The following is a 16,575-nucleotide window of genomic DNA, read 5'->3' as shown; positions in this document are numbered from 1 at the left end:
CGTTTGCGTAGCGATCAATGAAAACATCCAAGACTCAATGGTTTGGCGCCCGAGTCGTGAACTAATATCCGAACGGTACGGCTGGACCATTTCTTCGGCAGGCGAGGTTCGTATGAGTGAGTCCGGAGCCCGCTGGTGAGCCGGTGGTCCTTGGGGCGCAGGGGCCTCATGCGGCGACGTGGCACGGAGTCCCCGGGTCGGGAAGCCGGCAGGCACGGCTCTGCGGCGGCGTCCGGCGCCGACTCCGGGGAGGCATCGGCGTTCGCCGTCGAGGAGTTCGGCAGCGTTTTGCTGATCAGGCTGCCTACGGACGACATGCTTGGCCCCGCCGATATCGAGGACCTGACCCGTTCCCTGGCACCGGGCGATGACGACCGCACGGTCACCGTGGTGGCTGGAGCCGATGAGCAATCAGCCGCGGGACTATGGCCTCGCCTGGCCTCGCTGCTCGACGCACTGCGCGAGGAGGGCACCACCACCGTACGGCTTGTCATGTCGGGCGTGGGCGCCGATCGTCCGGGCCGTGCGGCCACTGCGCGTCGTATTGCCGATGCGTGGAACATCGAGGTGATCGCCCCTGACGGGGTCGTGCTCGTCGTGCCGGGCGGCGGTCTCTTCGTGCCGGGTGGTGAGGACGAGTCCACCGCCGGCAGCGGCTGGTGGCGCTTTAGCCCGGGTGCTGAGCCGATGCCGCTGGGACCGCGCCAACCCGCGCCCACCTGGCAGCCGCCCCCCGGCGCACTCCTCACGCGCACCCGCGGTGGCTGTCGTGTCGCGCAGATCCCGGCCGGGCTACTGATACGCCCCGATGGCGCGCCCGCGCCCCGCCCCGGAGACCTGTGTTACGCGGTCCCCGTGGCGGCGCGCACCCCCGTGGTGCTGGTAGGGGTTCCGGCGGCTGACGATGTTTCGGCGGACGATGTGACGGAAGCGGTTGCCGCCCTGCCTTCGGTGGGCCGCGACGAGGTACGCATCGCCCCCGGTGGGCGCCGGGACGTGCTGGGCATCGGCCAGTCGGTCGCCGACACGCTCGGCTCAGCCGTTGTGGTCCACTCCGGCCCGCCCCTGCTCTCCGGCGGCGGTGGCACCGGCCGGCCCGATGCACGGTCCACCTTCGCCGATGCGGATGGCGTTCCGCGGTGGCACCCCTACGTGGACGCCGTGCTGTGCCGCCCCCAGCGCGAGCTGGAGGCCGGGGCGGCGACGGGCCCCGAGGTGCTCCGCTGGGAACTGCCGCTGACCGGCCCGGCCGGTGGGGGACCCGGCGTGGTGGCGCTCTCCGACCGCTGGCACGTCGCCGCGACCCGCGCTGGTCTGTGGATCGGCGGGCACGACGGACAGCGACCACCGACAACGGCACAATCCGTGACGCCGGACGGCCCGTTGATCGAGGTAGGCCGCCCCGACGAGCCACTCGACGCCTCGCTATGGCCTGAACTCGCCGGGTTGCTCACCGCACTTGGGCCCGAGCTCTGCGCCCGCGCCAGGCTGCGGGTGCACGGCACCTGTGCAGATGGTGGGCATGAACTACGGCGGCTTGCGGGCCAACACGCGCTGCGGAGCGTACGCCTCGCTACCGGATCAACCCCGGCGCCCGCCCCTGCTCCTGAGCCGGCGACTGCGCCGGCCCGCCCTGCTGTTGCGGCCCCCGCCCCTGCGCCCGAGGTTGCACCCGCTCGCGCCGCTGGCTTCGAGCCCGCCCCGATTCGGGCCCCTGTTCCCGCCCCGATTCCGGCCGCTGTTCCGGCACCGGTGTCCGCCTCGGCACCGCTCGTGCCGGCCGGGTCGCCCGTGCCGGCCTCACCGCCCTTGGTAGGCGCTGACGTGCCGGCTTCGGCACGTACTGTTGCTGTGAGTACATCCGGTGAGGGCCCGCCCGAGCCGGGACCTGCGGTGCGGCCCTCCCTGTCCGGTGGGGTGCCGGTGTTGGGCGACCCGGGGCCGGCAGCGTCGTCTCCAAGCGCGGTGGCGATGGATGGCATATCCCGCGCCCGGCCGCCCGGAGCGCCGACATCCGAACGCGAGTCAGGCCCACGGCGCGCGGGGGAGGAAGAGGCGCCGGAGCGTACGCCCGTACGCGAGGAGCTGCGATCTGGCGCGGAACCCAGCCCTGGCGCGGAACCCAACCCTGGCGAGAAGCCCAGCCCCGACCCGGAGCCCAGCTTCCAAGAGGCCGGCGCCGAGGGCGCCCCGGGGCCTGCCCTGGTGTCGGGCCCTGCCGGGCGGGACGTGCGCACGGCCGCACCGCGCTTAGCGCCCGTGCAGTCGGCGCCACCTCCCGCCGCGCTCGATGCGGCGGCCTCCGGTTCCGTTCAGCCACCTCACCAGCCTCAGTCACCTCTCCAGCCCGAACGCGCCCACCAGCCTCAGTCGGCCGCCCCCAAGTCCGGCTCTGGCCCACCTGTTGTGCCTGTCGCTCCCGGCACTCCTGTCACCCGCGCCACCTCGCCCGTGCTCGTCCTGCCGCCGGTTCCGTTCGTTCCCGGACATGCCAGTACCGAGGCGGAGCAGGCGGCCTTTCGCACGCTTGCGGAATCGCAGTGGGAACGGCTTGGGTCTGCTGTCGCCCGTACGTTGATGCGGATGCCCGCGCTGCGTGGGCACGAACAGATCGCCGCCCGTGCCGACCTGATTGCGCTCCAGCTCTATTTGCGGGGAACCCAGAGCGAGTTGGACCACGAGGCGTTGCGCCGGGCGCTGCACTCGGGAGACGGCCGGCTGCTGCCGTACGCCGCATGCGTCGCCTCGGGGCTGCGGCGCCTGCCCTCCTTCCGGGGCGCCGTGTTCCGGGGTGCCCCGTCGCTGCTCGCCGTTGGCGGTGGGCTGACCCCCGGTCGGCTGCTGCGCGATCCAGGTCCGGTGAGCGGGCTGCCAGTGGAAAGTGAGGGGCCCTCGCCAGGAGGCGCGCGCTACGTGATCTGGTCGGTCACCGGTCGGCGCGTACGACAGCTGTTTGACGCGCCCGGTGCTGCCGCTGTCAGCACCTCGCGCGACGAGGTGGTCTTCCCGCCCGGAACGGTCTTTCGTGTCCTCGACGCCAGCACCGATGGGCCAGGCGGCGAAGCACCGCTGTTCCTCCTGCGTGAGCTGTCGGTGTTGCCCGCGGTCACGACTGTACGGCGGGACCCGCTCGATGATCAGGACCGTGCCGCGCTCGTGCGGCTCCAGGAAACGCTGAGCCGGCATCCGGCGGCGGTAGGCCCGTACCACTGGCCCGACCGTTGTGCAGGGCCGGTCGGCTCCACCAGCGACTGAGGGGACCGTCGATGCCGCGTCACCAAGAACCTCCCAGCCAGCGCCCACAGAACCAAGAACCATCGGGTGCCGACCCGCAGGGCCAAGATCCTTCCGGCCCTGGTCCGCAGGGCCAAGATCCTTCGAGCCCTGATCCGCAGGGCGAAGGCGTACGAGAAGAGTCACCGGGCCAAGGATCGCCGCGCCGAGCGTCTCCGGACAGTGGCCCGCGCAGCCCCGGGCCCGCGCAGCCGACGTCCTCGGCCCCGGCCGTACGCCGCGCCACCGCACTGCCGCAACTGCCGGATGAGCCCGCTGGTGCCTCGGCCCTCGCTCCGCGTACCGGGACCGCTGCCACAACCGCCCTCGTGGGCGCGGCGGCTACACCCGGGCAGGAGCCAGCTGGCCCGCCCGGCCTTGCCGCAAGCTCGGCGGGCGCCGCCAACACCACCGCAGGAACAGGGGAGTCCGCCACCGGCGAGTCCCGCGGAACCAGTGCGTCCGCCCCTGCGCCCGCCGGTTCGGCTGCTTCGGCATCTCCCGCCGCTACCGCATCGGCGGCCAACCCCGCGACGCGTACCGCCGCGGCAACCAACGGCGGGGGCCCCGCGGAGCCTGGTGCCGTGGCGGTGGGGGAGGGCGGGCTGCCTTCGGGCCGCCCCCATAAGCAACTTCTGGCCGGAGCGGCGATTGCTGGGACGCTGCTAATCGGTGTGCCGCTGCTCTTCTTGGGCCTTGGTGATGACGGGGACAAGACGGATACGACCGGAGCGCAGCGGAATGCGTCCGGCACGGTGTTGCAAGGGGACCGCTCCGGTCGTCAGGGCCCCGATGGGTATGCCCCTGCCTCGAATTCGCCCTCAATGCGCCCTTCTCTCGGGAAGACAACCCCCGCGCACGAACCACGGGGACAAAAGGAGGCGGCGCAAAAGGAGGCACAGCCCGCGCCGCGCTCCGGTGGTGAGCGGCCGGCGGACGAGCCCTCCACGACGCCGAATGCCGCACCGAAGGGCGCGCCCAAGGCCGAAACGAGCAAGCGGGCCGAGCGGCCCGCCGCGCCGCGGGCCAAGAAGGACCCCGCCGCGCCGCCGGCCAAGAAGGCGCGTACTCGGGTGGCGAAGGGCAACGGACTGCCCCAGGGCGCGAACTTCCGGACCGTGAAGGGCGTCGTGCTGAAGAACCGGATGACCGGCATGTGCGCCGATGTCCCCGGCTACGGCATGGGAGCGCTCGATGGGCCGGTGAACCAGTTCACCTGTGACGGTTCCAGCAAGGACAACCAGCGGTGGGACCTCATCGTCGGCCAGAAGCGTGGCGGCCCTGGCGACGCTGACTTGTTCAGCATTCGCAACAGCAAGGACGGCTACTGCCTCGACCTGCCCGATGGTGGTGCCAAGCCATCGCGTACGGGCATCTTCGAGTGGCACTGCAACCCGGGGCCGGGCGACAACCAGATGTGGTATCTCGACAAGAAGGCGAACGGCGCATTCTGGATACGCAACCACGCCAGCAGCAACCGGTGCTTGGACGTGTCGGGTTACTACGGCTCCGGCGGCCGGGACGCGCATCTCACCCTCTTCGACTGCGACGCCAAGGACGACCACCTGTGGTCCTTCTCATGAGTGCGCGGCCCTCCTCGGGCCCCGCCGACCAGGACGGCCCGCAGGACCCACGCGGCAGGGGTAGTCGAGCGCCACACAGCGCCGCGAGCGCACCGCGCGGGCTTGCGGTACGCGGTGACGCGCCCGCCGACCACACCGCATCGCCAAGCGTCATAGGTCCCACGTTCACGGAGGATTGATGTCCGCCCAGAGCCTTCCCGATCCAGACTCCGGTGCCTCCCCGGCCCCCGCTGCCGCCCCGAGTACGCCCCCGTCCGCCGCTGCCTCCCCGGCCGGGCCTTCGGCCGCTGGCGTCACCCCGGGCACGTCCCCGTCCACCCCGGACACGTCCTCGGCTGCCGCGTCAGCCTCACCCGCCGCATTGGCCTCACCCAGCGCGGCCTCACCCAGCGCGGGGGCGGCGGGCGCGGCGGCTGGGGCCACCGGTGGTGCGTCGCCGGTGCGCCAAGCGGTCGCCTTGCCCGGGGTGCCCGATGGCTCCCCCGCAGCCTTGACGCCCGCGCGTGCTGACGGTCGGGCTGCCTCGGCCGCAGCCTCGACCGCCGGACGGGACCCGGGACCCGATGGGGAGGCGACGGTGGCCACCCTCGCCTCGCCGCCAGGTGCCGGCGAGCCGGGCGCCGACGTGGGCGAATCGTCTGCCTCCGGTCGCCCCAAGAAGCCGATGCTGGCTGCCGCGGCGATCGCGGGCGCACTACTGATCGCGGTCCCGTTCTTGGTGGCTTCGGACGGTGACGACGACGCCGGCACCACCGTCGTAGGGCAGCCCTCCAGCGGTACCGTCCTCGACAACCTGACGCCCGGCGGCCCGGGGGCCTACACCGCTGAATCCCCCTCCGCGTCGGCGACCACCGCGCGCCCCTCGCGCTCCGCATCACCCACCCCGGCCGGCTCCACCCCCGCCAAGCCATCGGCCAACGCCCCTGCGCCGGACGCCAGTCGCAGTGCCACGGCGAAACCGAAGGAGGTCAAGCCGCCCGCCAAGGCGTCCACCAAGCCGCCCGCCAAGCCGCCTGCCAAGGCGTCCGCCAAGCCGCCGCGTCACCAGCCGGCAACCAAGCCATCCCCGAAGCCGACCCGCAAGGCGCCGCCGCCCAAGCCCAAGGCTAAAACCGTCATCCCGGGCCGTGCGCTGGTGAACGCCAAGTCCGGCAAGTGCCTGAGTGCCATGCAAGGCACAGACGGCACCCAACTGAGACTTGCCTCCTGCAACGGATCGGCCGCCCAGCACTGGGAGACCAAGTCGGACGGCACTGTACGTTCCATGGGTTTGTGCATGGACGTGGCCTGGGCCTCCACCGCCGACTTCGCGGCCATCCAGGTGGCCGTGTGCAGCGGCAACCCGGCGCAACTCTTCCGTCTCAATAAGACCGATGACCTGGTGTCCCAACTGGCGGCCAAGTGCGTGGACATGTACCACGGAGGGACGGCCAACGGCACGCCGGCCGTGCTCTTCTCCTGCACCGGTAGGGGGAACCAGACTTTCACCTGGCGCTAACGCCCGGACCCGTAACCGGTGCTGGGCACCGGGACGGGTGGCGGCTTCCATAAGGGCTTCGCATTCGGGGTCGGGCCATGGCCGGTCGTGCGCGAGGGCGCGGCGGTGACCGGCGGCGATATCCGCGTACAGCGCCGCGTACAGGGCTGTGTACAGCACGGCGTACAGCACCGTGTGCGGCCCGGCGGGGGCACTGCGGTAGTCGGTGAATGCGGTGGCCGGTTCACGCCCAGTGCAGGGACGCTCCCAAGGTGAAGAGTTCGACGGCCGGGGCGAGTTCGACGTGATGGCTTCCGCCGCAGTTCCTGGATGCCCTGGGCTCGGGGTATATCGCGAGCGTATGGAAAAACGCATACGCCACCGCAACAGTCATCCGCCTTCAGTGGACGCCTGGACCACCGCACATCGACGGTCGGTTCGTCGATCGGAAAAGAAAAGTGATCATGGACTCGGATTTTGTACGTGGTATCGACCGGCGGCGGCTGCTCAGGTGGGGCGGACTGGCGACCGCCGGCGTGGCGGCGGCCGGCGCACAGCTGGTGGACACCCCGCCCGTCCACGCCGACTCGGCTCCAACCGACCTCAAAGCGATCCCGCCGGACACCCGGCCCGGCGGAGCTTACGACCGGTATGTGGCGAAGCTAGCCGCTGAGGACAAGTTCTCCGGCGTGGTGTTGCTGTCGCACCGGGGCCGGACGGTGTTATCGCGCAGCTACGGCATGGCCGACAAGGAGAAGGAGATCCGCAACCACGAGGGCGTCGCGTTCAACCTGTCCTCGGCGGGCAAGCCGTTCGGCGCGGTGGCCATCTTGCAGCTGGCGCAGCAGGGCAAGGTGACGCTCTCGGACTCGGTGGGCACCCACCTGACGGGCTTCGCCAAGGAGATCGCCGAGAAGGTGACCATCCACCACTTGCTCTCCGGCACCTCCGGGCTGAACACCCCGCAGGAGGATCTGCAACGCGTCTTCCAAAGCCGGGATGAAGTGCACGAGTTCTACGAGCGATGGGCCCGGCAGTCGGAGTTGGTGGCCGCTCCCGGCACTCCCACCGACCACGCCGGCGCCGAGGTCGCCATCCCCGCACTGATCGTCGAGGCCGTGACCGGCATGACGTACTGGGACTACGTCGAGGAACACATCTTCGGGCGTTGCGGCATGACCGGCACGGCGTTCTACACCAGGCCGCAGTGGCTCACCGACAAGCACATCGCGCACTCGTACATGCGGCAGGCCGATGGCAGCCGGGTGGATGCCGTCCGCAACTTGGACAAAGGCAGCCCGGACCCGTACCAACTGGGCAAGAACCCAGGCCGCTACTTCATCGATCCCCCCGGGGACGGCGGCTTCGCCACCGCGCCGGACCTGGTCCGATTCGCGCACGCGCTGGGTGACGGCACGGTGCTGGACCGGCCCTACGCCGAGCTGTTGACCGGGGCCAAGATCCCGCTGGCTCCGCAGGGCGGTGGCCTGGCCGGCCAGGCAGCTCCCGCCGACGCGTCGTTCGCGGCCTACATGATGCCGGTCAACCTCATCAAGGGCCAGTGGGTGAACGGGCGCGCCGGCGTCAACCCCGGCAGCTTCGCCAGTTGGAACATCTACCCCGCCACCGGTTGGGTCGGCGTCATCCTCGGTAACTACGACGACGTGCCGTTCCCGGAGATCATCCAGCAGGAGATGCAGGCCATCATGGGCTAGCTCTGACCGCCCAGCGCCTGCTCGTCGGTCAGAACTCCACTGGCACGCATCTGAAGCTCACGACGTCCGCAGCCGATCAGGGATCTGCTGCCGAACCCCGTCGCCGGGCCAACCGAGTGTGCTGGACGCTTAAGTCGGCGGGTCACGTCGTGTCTTCGCTGAAGGCTCCGCACGATGCAGAGGGCGGGCCGGTGTCACATGTCGCCGGTGTACGAGGACGTCGAACCACTCGGTCAGGGAACCGCCCGTCATGTGGTGAGCGGTGTCGTTGTCCGGGTCGTAGCGTGGTCCGATGGCCCGGAACGTGGCGGTCTGTACGAGCCAGTCGGTAACCGGCTGCGGAGCGGCCGTGCGGAGATTCAGCAGGTAGTCACCTGCCGCCTCGTCGCCCAGTACCGACTCCACCAGTGGTGGCGCGGGTCTGGGCACCCGGTGGGGCGGGGTGTCGGCGTACGTGGCCAGTTCACCGCGGCCGAAGGTGAGCCCGATCGACAGGTACCGGTCCCTGAACTGGGCGTGGAGGTGACTGCCGGCGTTGCGCGAGGCATGTGCCGGGTTCGGCGGGAAGCTGATGGCCCGGGCGTGCGCCTTGGCGGAATGGGAGCTGGAGGTCCACAACAGCACCTTGTGCCCGGTGTGTTGGTGCCACCACGCGACGTTCTCGGCGATGGACCGCTCGTAGTAGGCCATGTTGTGCGGGTCCAGCGAATCGTGGTCGTGGTCGTGGAGTTCGTGGAACTGGACGATCACGCGGGCGGTGTGGAGCGCCCAGGCATGACCATCGGAGCCTGGTACCCCCGCCACCAGGGCGTGGGCCGCTCGCGCCCGGTCGCACCAGGCCCGCCTGTGTGACAGGGCGCGGAAATGACGCGTGTGCGCAGGCATCTCGCCTTGCGGTCGCAGGTCGGCGTAACAGGACTCCAACTCGTCCAGCAGCTCAGGTGCGGCTCGGCGCACGTAGTCGGCCACCGTGTCGTATGCCGATGGACCCGTCTCGTGGGGGCTGACCCCAACGAAGCGGACGGGGTCGTGCGGGTGGGCCTCGTTGAAGGCGCGCATCCACCGGACGAGGGCCAGCACCTCAGCGGTACGGCAGAAGGGCTCCGCGGACATCAGCAACGCCACGGGATCTCCGGCGCCGGTGCGTACGTAGGTGTCGAGCCGGACGCCGAGCGTCCAGTCCTGGTCGAAGGCGACGGCGCGAAATCCGGCCTCTCCGACCAGAAGCCTGGCGATGCGCACCTGGAGTGCGAAGAGTTCATGCGCTCCACGTGTTCCGGCCCCGTATCCCACCACGGCCGTCCGCTCATCGAGCATGCCCAGGAGTGGCCTCAGATCATCCAGCGGTGCCGAGAGGCCCACGGTGGTCAGGGGGTGCGCCGTGCTCCTGATCCAGTTCTGCATCGCAGTGTGCTGTTCCGGTGAGATCGCCATGGGGCCACCTTCTGACCTCAAGTCCAGTTGAGGTCAAGCACGCTGTCGGACCCGACTGGGGCGCCCTGCTCGATCGCGACCGCCGCCGCGGGGGAGTACCGGAGCTGACCACCGCGCGCCGTTGCTGACAGCATCGTGGCTCGCAGACAAAACGGCTGATCACTGGTTACGTTCTCGGTATGGAGCGGATGCGCAGGATGCTGGGGACTGAGGACATCGTCGCGAAGGTACGCGGCGATATCACCGAAGGGGTGTACCGGCCGGGTGACGCGCTCCCCAGCCCGGAGAGCCTGGCTGCGGAGTTGCGCGTACTCACGCGGGCGGTTGAGGCCGCGTACCGGCAGCTTGCCGATGGCGGGCTCTTGATGGCGAACCTGCTGGGGCCGGGTGTCGTCGTGGCCGACCCGGAGCTTGACCCCACGATCCGCGCCGTCGTACAGGCCGTGCACACGATGCAGCACCAACTGGAGCGGTTCGAGAAGCAGCTTGACCACCTCAGCGAACGGGTAGACACCGTGCGGCGCATGGGCGAGGCCGGCCGTGCAGCCGAGAGCCAAAAGACCCAGCGGTACTGAGGACACTGAGGACACGAGCTCTGCCGGTGCCGGAAGGCCGCAATGACCGCTGTGCCGGCGAAGCGGCTCACCGGCGCTATCTCATCGCTGCAAGTTAGGTTAGCCTCACCTACACATTCCGCTCTGATGAGAGATGCACCGCTATGGGCTCCCCTCGCGCTGACACGCCGTTGACCTCCCGCCGACACCTGCTCGCCCTCGGCGGCGCCCTGGCCCTGAGTCCGCTGCTCGCCGCCTGTGGGAAGGACGACGCGAACGGCGACTCGAAGAGTTCGGGGTCCGGACAGAAGGGTGACGATGGCGCCTGGCACTTCAAGGACGACCGCGGCCGTACCGTCACCTTGGACCGGCGACCGCAGCGCATCGTCGCCTTCGTCAGCGCCGCCGCGGCCCTGTACGACTACGGCATCGAATGCACGGGCATCTTCGGGCCCAGCAAGCCAATCGACGGCAAGCCCAACCCGCAGGCCGGACGCCTCGACCTGGACAAGCTGACCAGCGTCGGCGAGCAGTGGGGTCAGTTCAACATCGAGAAGTACGTGGCCCTGCGGCCCGACCTGTTGGTCAGCACGATGTTCCCGCCGCCAGCACTGTGGTTCGTACCCGGGGAGAGTCAGAAGAAGATCGAAACCCTTGCGCGCACGGTGGGCATCGCGGGTGCGCACCGCTCCCTGCTGAAGCCGCTGGAGCGCACCGCCGACCTCGCGGTGGCGCTCGGCGCCGATCTGCGGGCCCAGCAGCCGGCCCAGGCCAAGGCCCGCTTCGAGCGCGCGGCCGAGACCCTGCGCGAGGCGGCCCGGGCCAATGGGGGGTTGAAGGTGATGGCCATGACTGGTTCCCCCGACCAGATGTACGTCGCAGTCCCCGATGCGTACTGCGATCTCCACTACTTCAAGGACCTCGGGGTGGAGTTCGTGGAGGGAAAAAAGAGCGATAAGTGGGGCTTTTGGGAGTTCCTGAGCTGGGAGAACGCCGACCGCTACCACGCCGACCTCATCATGATGGACAACCGCGCAGCCGCCATGCGCCGCAAGGACCTCGATCAAAAGCCCACCTGGCGCCAACTCCCCGCGGTCCGGGCGGGGCAGATCGTTCCGTGGTCGATGGAGGAGCGGTACAGCTATGCCGGGTACGCGCCGGTGATCGAGCACCTCGCGGCGGCCGTGCGGGACGCGAAGAAACTGCGATAACACACCACACCGGGCCCACCTCTGTGACCTAAGTCGCTCACGCGGCGCTCTTGTTCATCCCTTGGTTGTCAGGCCGTGGACCATCGGCTGATGCCCCGCCGCGCCGCTGCTTTCCACACTGGAGCCAGGTCGCACCGCCCGTAGGCGCGACCACTGGATATCCGACACGTGGGAGGCGCGGTGCGCAACGAAGGATTCAGCCGGGCACGGTTCTTGGCCGTGGCAGGGGCTGCCGGGGGCGCTGCGGCGACGGGGTCGCTCTGGGGAGCGGGCCAGGCGGCGGCGAGGCAGCCGGCGCCCGGCGCGGCGCAGCCAGCGTCCGGCGCGGGCAGGCGGCGCGGCCTGACCTACCGGGGGGTGTGCTACGAGGTCGGCGAGGGCATGACCGACGCGGGCTGGACCATGGCCACGATGCGTCAGGACATCCGGGCGATCAAGGACGAGCTGCACGCCAGCTCCGTCTCTGTCTGGGGAGATGGCATCGACCGTCTCGGGTCCACCTCCACCGAAGCCGCCGAGCGCGGGCTGCACGTCTGGCTCCAACCAAGGCTCGGGGACTGCCCGCCGAGAGAGATCCTCGACCATCTCGCGGAGACGGGCCGGCACGCCGAACAGTTGCGTCGGCAGGGCGCTCGGGTGCACCTCAGCGTCGGCTGCGAGTTCGTGCTCTACGTACCGGGGATCGTGCCGGGCGCCGATGTCCTGGAACGCATCGAGAACCTGCTCAGCGGCGCGTACGACCCGGAGCTCATGGCGCGGCGACTGCACGCGTTCATCGCCCGTGCGGCGGCCGTGGGCAGGTCCGTCTTCCGTGGCGAGCTGACGTACGGAGCGGCGGCCGATGAGGAGGTGGACTGGAATCTGTTCGACATCGTCAGTGTCAACTACTACGCGTACTTCCGTGACCGGGCCGACTACGTCCGGGAACTGCTGACGTTCCAGCGCTGGGGCAAGCCGGTGGCCATCTCCGAGTGCGGCACCTGCACCTTTCAGGGCGCCCCCGAGCAAGGCGGTATGGGCTGGAACGTCGTGGATTACGGCAAGGAGCCGCCGCAGATCAAGGGCGGTCTGGTCCGCAGTGAGCGCACTCAAGCCGCGTACCTCAGCGAAGTCTTCGACGTCTTCGAGTCGATGAATCTCTACGCGGCCATGGTGTACAGCTTCGTCAGCCCCGACTCTCCGCACGTCGCGGACCCGCTCTACGACCTGGACATGGCGAGCTACAGCATCGTCAAGACCATCAGGAAACGGCCCGACGACAAGGAGTCCGACTGGCACTGGGAGACCAAGGAGTCCTTCCACGCACTGGCCCGGCACTTCGAGCGTGCCTGCCGCGACCGCTGACTCCGGGGGGCTGCCCCACGGCCCCCCACGGCCCGGCGTGGCATGGGCGTCATGTCACCCGTTTGGCCTCTACGTCCCGTGCGTGGTTCGCGGTAGACAAAGGGATGCGCCCGCCGATGGTGTCCGATTGTCGATTGGGTGGCCGATCTTGCTCTCCTCCCGAACTTCCCCGAGCGCACGGCACGAGGGGCATCAATGAGTACACCGGCACCACTTCGCGTTCTGCGCGGCACCGACTTGCTGGACCTCACGTTCAGTTTCGTCGGACTGGTCTTCGACAACCGACTGGGGCGCCGCTATCTGGTCCGTGCTGACGAGGCCCTAGACGGGCTGTTGACCGTTGCCTTCGGACCGCAACACATCATCGAGGAGGCGTTCCAGGAGGAGAGCCCCACCCCGCCGGCGAACGCCCCCGTGGGCTCGTTGATCAGCGGCCGAAGCGTCCTCGTCTTCGAGGTCCGCGCAACGGACGCCATCTTGTACTCCGAAACGGGCCTGCTCGAAGCCATGCGGGACCTGCCGCTGCGCATCGTGGACGCGGCCCGCGAACCGGATACCACCACGTCCATCCAGCTCGCGGGCCCCGCACCAGCGCAGGCAGCCACCGAGGACGACAATCGCCTCGACGCAGACGCCCCGGCCAGGGCCACCGCGCTGGTGCGGCTGCTGCGTACCACCGCCGAGCTCAGTGCCCGCTACGGCACCGACGCGACACTCGCCGCGGCAGCAGCGGCCGGCGCCGTCATCGAGGTCACCGCACATGATCGGACTGTCACCGCACCCGAACCACCTGCCGCCGCACCCGAATCGTCCGTCAGCACACCCGAATCACCTGTCATCACAGCCGAACCGGCTGCCACACCCGAAGCGTCCGTCAGCGCCCCGGCGGCGGTCCGGCGCAGCCCGCAGGACCCGTTCGGCGACCCGGTCCACCCGTACACCGGCATCGAACTGCCCTATCGGCTGCTGCTCTCCCCCTCGCAGCGGGCGCAGTGGATTCACCGCGGAGCGATCGACCCGGAGCCGGGCGAGCGGGTCGAGCTGTGGCACACGCGGCTCACGCACCGGGCCGGGCTGCCGCAGGACCGGACCGTACGCGCGGTGTGGAACCGGGACCGCGGCCCCGACCCGGGCGCGCCCGAGACCTTCACCGCCTCGCTCAGCGCCGCCCACCGCAACGCGATCGTCGAACTGACATCCAACGACGGGCTGACCACCCCCGAGGGGCAGCCCTTTACGCCGCTACCTGTGGCGGTGGACACCCTCATGCTGTCGGCCGTGGGCGGCTGGCTCGACAGCCTCGGCCAGTGGCCGAGCCGGCCCAGCGGTATCACGCTCTCGGAGTGGCGGCACCGCGCGGCGATGGGCCGCGACCACTACGTCCGGGTGATGTTCTCCGGCTTTTTGTGCCCCTTCGGGCACCGGGCGGACCTCATTCAGGTCACGGAGCGAAAGTTCGACGACGCGCGCGCGGCCTATCTGTTCCAGCGGCGGTTCATCGTCGTACGGCAACCGCTGCGCACCTACGACGTGAAGCGCGCACTGCCCATCGGCGCGGCGGAGACCAGCCCCCTGGCCAATGTGCAGTTCCCCTTCACCTCCGTGCGCATTGACACGCTGGTCACACCGAACCTCACCAACGACATCCCCACGCCCGAGTCCTGCCATTTCTTCCCCGCCACGCGGGCCGAGACCCCCTTCCGCTTCAAGGTCACCGCCGTGGACCACGAGGGCCGGACCGTCGAGTTCCGTACGCCGCTGCTCTTCCTCACCGAGGACCGTGGGTCTCAGGGACAACTCGCCGCCATCGTCGCCGAGTACAACGCACTTGCCCCGATGCCGCTGGCGGCATCCGACGCCTCGTTCGAACCGGCCCCCGAGACCACGGCCGACCTCCTCGGCCAGGCCGTGGCGCTCGCCCCCAGCTTCAAGCCGGACGACACCAGCTTGGACGTGGCTCAGATGGTGTGGGGAGTGGAGGCGCCACCGGGGCTGCACACCCCCTCGCTCAGCGACACCCATTTCTTCCCCCAACTGCGCTGGGCCGCCGTCACGGTGCCCGCGGTCAGCCAGCTCAGCGGCAACGACTTCACCGTGCCGGTGACCTACGCCAAGCGGTTCACCGAGTCCGGCTTCAGCCAGATCGACCAGGGGCTACGCAAGGCCAATCTGGGCGAGGTCTTCGTCAACGTGCTTCCCGTACTGGGTGCGCCGGATCTGCCACTGGCCATGAACTTCGGCAAACAAAGCGACCGATCCGGCGGACTGGTCGCGCCGAGCTTCGACGTGGCCGGCCTGTCCCGTAAGACGGGGCCGGTCTCCGGCGTCGTGGCGGGCGGAGCCGACGCGCTGGAGTCGATCGCCAACGGCACCTTCGAACCCACCGACTTCTTCCACGCATCCGACGTCCTTGGCCTCCTGGGCGCCAACTTGCTCGGCATCCTCCCGCTGGCCGATCTGGTCAAAAAGGCCGGGCTCGACCAGCCCCTGAAGGTGCCCAACTTCTTCACCGAGAGCATCAACGCCGTCACCGGCTTCCTGTCCGAGCTACGCCGCATCCGCGACCTCATCGAGAACGAGGCCGAACGCTATTCACCGGCGGGCCGGCGGGTGCTGCAAACGGCGGAGGCGCTGGTCAAGGTGATCGGCGCCTATCTGGCGCAAGCCCTCTCAGGCAAGCCAGGACCCATCGACCTGGCCCAGATCGACACCGCCTTCAACGCTTTCGACGCCGCCCTCACCGAGCTGCTGAACACCCTGCCGCCCGGCGCCGACCCGGGGGTACGCGCCCTGCTGGACCGGGTACGGCAGACGGTCGCCACCTGGAACAACTCGGCCGGGCAGGTGCTGTCCTTGCGGCAGGCCGTGGAGAAGGCAGGCAAGGGTGCGAAGCTACCCGAGACGATCAACGCGCGGCTGGAGTGGAACCCGGAGATCAAGCCCTTCCCGCCGGGCGATCCCATCTTCGTTCCGCACGCCGAGCCGGGCAAGCCCACCGGGCGCTTCTCACTCGTCGTGGACCTACGCGGCTCGCTGCGCCCTGACCTGTCGTCCGGCGCCGATGTCACCTGTAGCCTCGAAGAGTTCGATCTGGTCCTGGTGCCCAGCTTCAACGCGATGCGGTTGAACTTCGAGCGCATCCGCTTCACGGCCCGAGCGGGCAAGAAGCTCGACGTCGAAGTGGCCTTCCGGGGCGTGGAGTTCATCGGCCCGTTGTCCTTCGTGGAGACCCTGCGCCAGCTCATCCCCTTCGACGGCTTCAGCGATCCGCCCGGCATCCAGGTCAGCAGCAGCGGCATCGTCGCCTCGTACGCGCTGCCGCTGCCCAACTTGGCGGTCGGCGTGTTCAGCCTGGAGAACCTGCGCCTTGCCGCGTATCTCAACCTGCCCTTCATCGGTAAGTCGCTGGAGGTCGGCTTCTCCTTCTGCACCCGGCAGGCCCCCTTCCGGCTGACCGTGTCCATGCTCGGCGGCGGCGGGTTCTTCGGCATCGTGCTCACCCCCAAACGGGTGGCGGTCCTAGAGGCGGCGCTGGAGTTCGGTGCCGCGGTCTCGATGAACCTCGGCGTCGCCAGTGGCAGCCTGTCGGTGATGGCCGGGATCTACTTCCGGCTGGAGCTCGACTCCGGAGAGGCCCGGCTGGCCGGGTACTTCCGGGCCCGCGGAGAGGTCGATGTGCTCGGCATCGTCTCGGCCTCCATCGAGCTCTACCTCGAACTGACCTGGCAGCCCGGCAAGGTCTCGGGCCGGGCCAAGATCACCATCAGCATCCACATCGGCTTCTGGTCCCAGTCCGTCACGATCGAGTGCGAGAAGACGTTCGTGGGCGGCGGCGAGAGCCAGGACGCGCTGGCGGGCCCGGCCCCAGAGGCCGTACGGCCGCCCACCTTCGCCCAGATGATGAGCCCCTACCCCGACCCGGTCACCGGCGCGCGGCGCGACCCCGTCGATGAATACTGCACCGCCTTCGCGGAAGTGAGCTGA

The 16,575-nt window shown here is 69.6% G+C and carries 10 protein-coding genes; 8 read left to right on the top strand and 2 right to left on the bottom strand.

Annotated elements, in window-relative coordinates:
* Positions 1–168 precede the first annotated feature (168 nt).
* The gene (locus FHS42_RS32425) at positions 169–3,255 is read left to right on the top strand and encodes a hypothetical protein (protein WP_184579212.1); all 3,087 of its coding nucleotides are present in this window, start codon (positions 169–171) and stop codon (positions 3,253–3,255) included.
* Positions 3,256–3,266: 11 nt separating this feature from the next.
* A complete protein-coding gene (locus FHS42_RS32420) occupies positions 3,267–4,856 on the top strand; it encodes an RICIN domain-containing protein (protein WP_184579210.1) in 1,590 nt (529 codons plus the stop codon).
* Positions 4,857–5,021: 165 nt separating this feature from the next.
* Here FHS42_RS32420 and FHS42_RS32415 read toward each other — a convergent pair whose 3' ends face one another.
* On the bottom strand, positions 5,022–5,441 hold the full coding sequence (locus tag FHS42_RS32415) for a hypothetical protein (RefSeq protein ID WP_184579207.1): 420 nt from the start codon (positions 5,439–5,441) through the stop codon (positions 5,022–5,024).
* Here FHS42_RS32415 and FHS42_RS38340 point away from each other — a divergent pair.
* Positions 5,434–6,354, top strand: a complete 921-nt coding sequence (locus FHS42_RS38340; protein ID WP_184579205.1) for a ricin-type beta-trefoil lectin domain protein — start codon at positions 5,434–5,436, stop codon at positions 6,352–6,354. The two genes, FHS42_RS32415 and FHS42_RS38340, sit on opposite strands and share 8 nt — an antisense overlap.
* 443 nt (positions 6,355–6,797) lie before the next feature.
* Positions 6,798–8,048, top strand: a complete 1,251-nt coding sequence (locus tag FHS42_RS32405; RefSeq protein WP_184579202.1) for a serine hydrolase domain-containing protein — start codon at positions 6,798–6,800, stop codon at positions 8,046–8,048.
* 129 nt (positions 8,049–8,177) lie between these two features.
* Here FHS42_RS32405 and FHS42_RS32400 read toward each other — a convergent pair whose 3' ends face one another.
* Positions 8,178–9,482, bottom strand: a complete 1,305-nt coding sequence (locus FHS42_RS32400) for an erythromycin esterase family protein (RefSeq protein WP_184579199.1) — start codon at positions 9,480–9,482, stop codon at positions 8,178–8,180.
* A gap of 197 nt (positions 9,483–9,679) precedes the next feature.
* On the opposite strand from FHS42_RS32400, the gene FHS42_RS32395 reads away from it, so the two are divergent.
* The 4 genes from FHS42_RS32395 to FHS42_RS32380 all read left to right on the top strand — a co-directional run bounded on the left by FHS42_RS32395 (position 9,680) and on the right by FHS42_RS32380 (position 16,575).
* Positions 9,680–10,057 (top strand): GntR family transcriptional regulator, encoded by a 378-nt coding sequence (locus FHS42_RS32395; RefSeq protein WP_184579196.1) that lies wholly within the window; start codon positions 9,680–9,682, stop codon positions 10,055–10,057.
* A gap of 143 nt (positions 10,058–10,200) precedes the next feature.
* Positions 10,201–11,247: an ABC transporter substrate-binding protein gene (locus FHS42_RS32390; protein WP_184579193.1), complete on the top strand. Its 1,047-nt coding sequence runs from the start codon at positions 10,201–10,203 to the stop codon at positions 11,245–11,247.
* A gap of 180 nt (positions 11,248–11,427) precedes the next feature.
* On the top strand, positions 11,428–12,591 hold the full coding sequence (locus FHS42_RS32385; protein WP_184579189.1) for a glycoside hydrolase family 113 protein: 1,164 nt from the start codon (positions 11,428–11,430) through the stop codon (positions 12,589–12,591).
* 195 nt (positions 12,592–12,786) lie between these two features.
* Positions 12,787–16,575 carry a hypothetical protein gene (locus tag FHS42_RS32380; RefSeq protein WP_184579186.1) on the top strand — a complete coding sequence of 1,263 codons (3,789 nt, stop codon included), beginning with the start codon at positions 12,787–12,789 and terminating at the stop codon, positions 16,573–16,575.

The sequence above is a fragment of the Streptomyces zagrosensis genome (assembly GCF_014203645.1).
GTDB lineage: Bacteria > Actinomycetota > Actinomycetes > Streptomycetales > Streptomycetaceae > Streptomyces > Streptomyces zagrosensis.
The sequence above is the reverse complement of the archived record's forward strand: the minus strand, read 5'-3'. Positions and strand labels throughout refer to the sequence as shown.

What these genes read in the sequence shown, in the direction of transcription:
- FHS42_RS32390 (WP_184579193.1), top strand. Translation starts at nt 10,201, where the DNA reads ATGGGCTCCCCTCGCGCTGACACGCCGTTGACCTCCCGCCGACACCTG.
- FHS42_RS32395 (WP_184579196.1), top strand. Translation starts at nt 9,680, where the DNA reads ATGCTGGGGACTGAGGACATCGTCGCGAAGGTACGCGGCGATATCACC.
- FHS42_RS32420 (WP_184579210.1), top strand. Translation starts at nt 3,267, where the DNA reads ATGCCGCGTCACCAAGAACCTCCCAGCCAGCGCCCACAGAACCAAGAA.
- FHS42_RS32425 (WP_184579212.1), top strand. Translation starts at nt 169, where the DNA reads ATGCGGCGACGTGGCACGGAGTCCCCGGGTCGGGAAGCCGGCAGGCAC.
- FHS42_RS32405 (WP_184579202.1), top strand. Translation starts at nt 6,798, where the DNA reads ATGGACTCGGATTTTGTACGTGGTATCGACCGGCGGCGGCTGCTCAGG.
- FHS42_RS32380 (WP_184579186.1), top strand. Translation starts at nt 12,787, where the DNA reads ATGAGTACACCGGCACCACTTCGCGTTCTGCGCGGCACCGACTTGCTG.
- FHS42_RS32400 (WP_184579199.1), bottom strand. Translation starts at nt 9,482, where the DNA reads ATGGCGATCTCACCGGAACAGCACACTGCGATGCAGAACTGGATCAGG.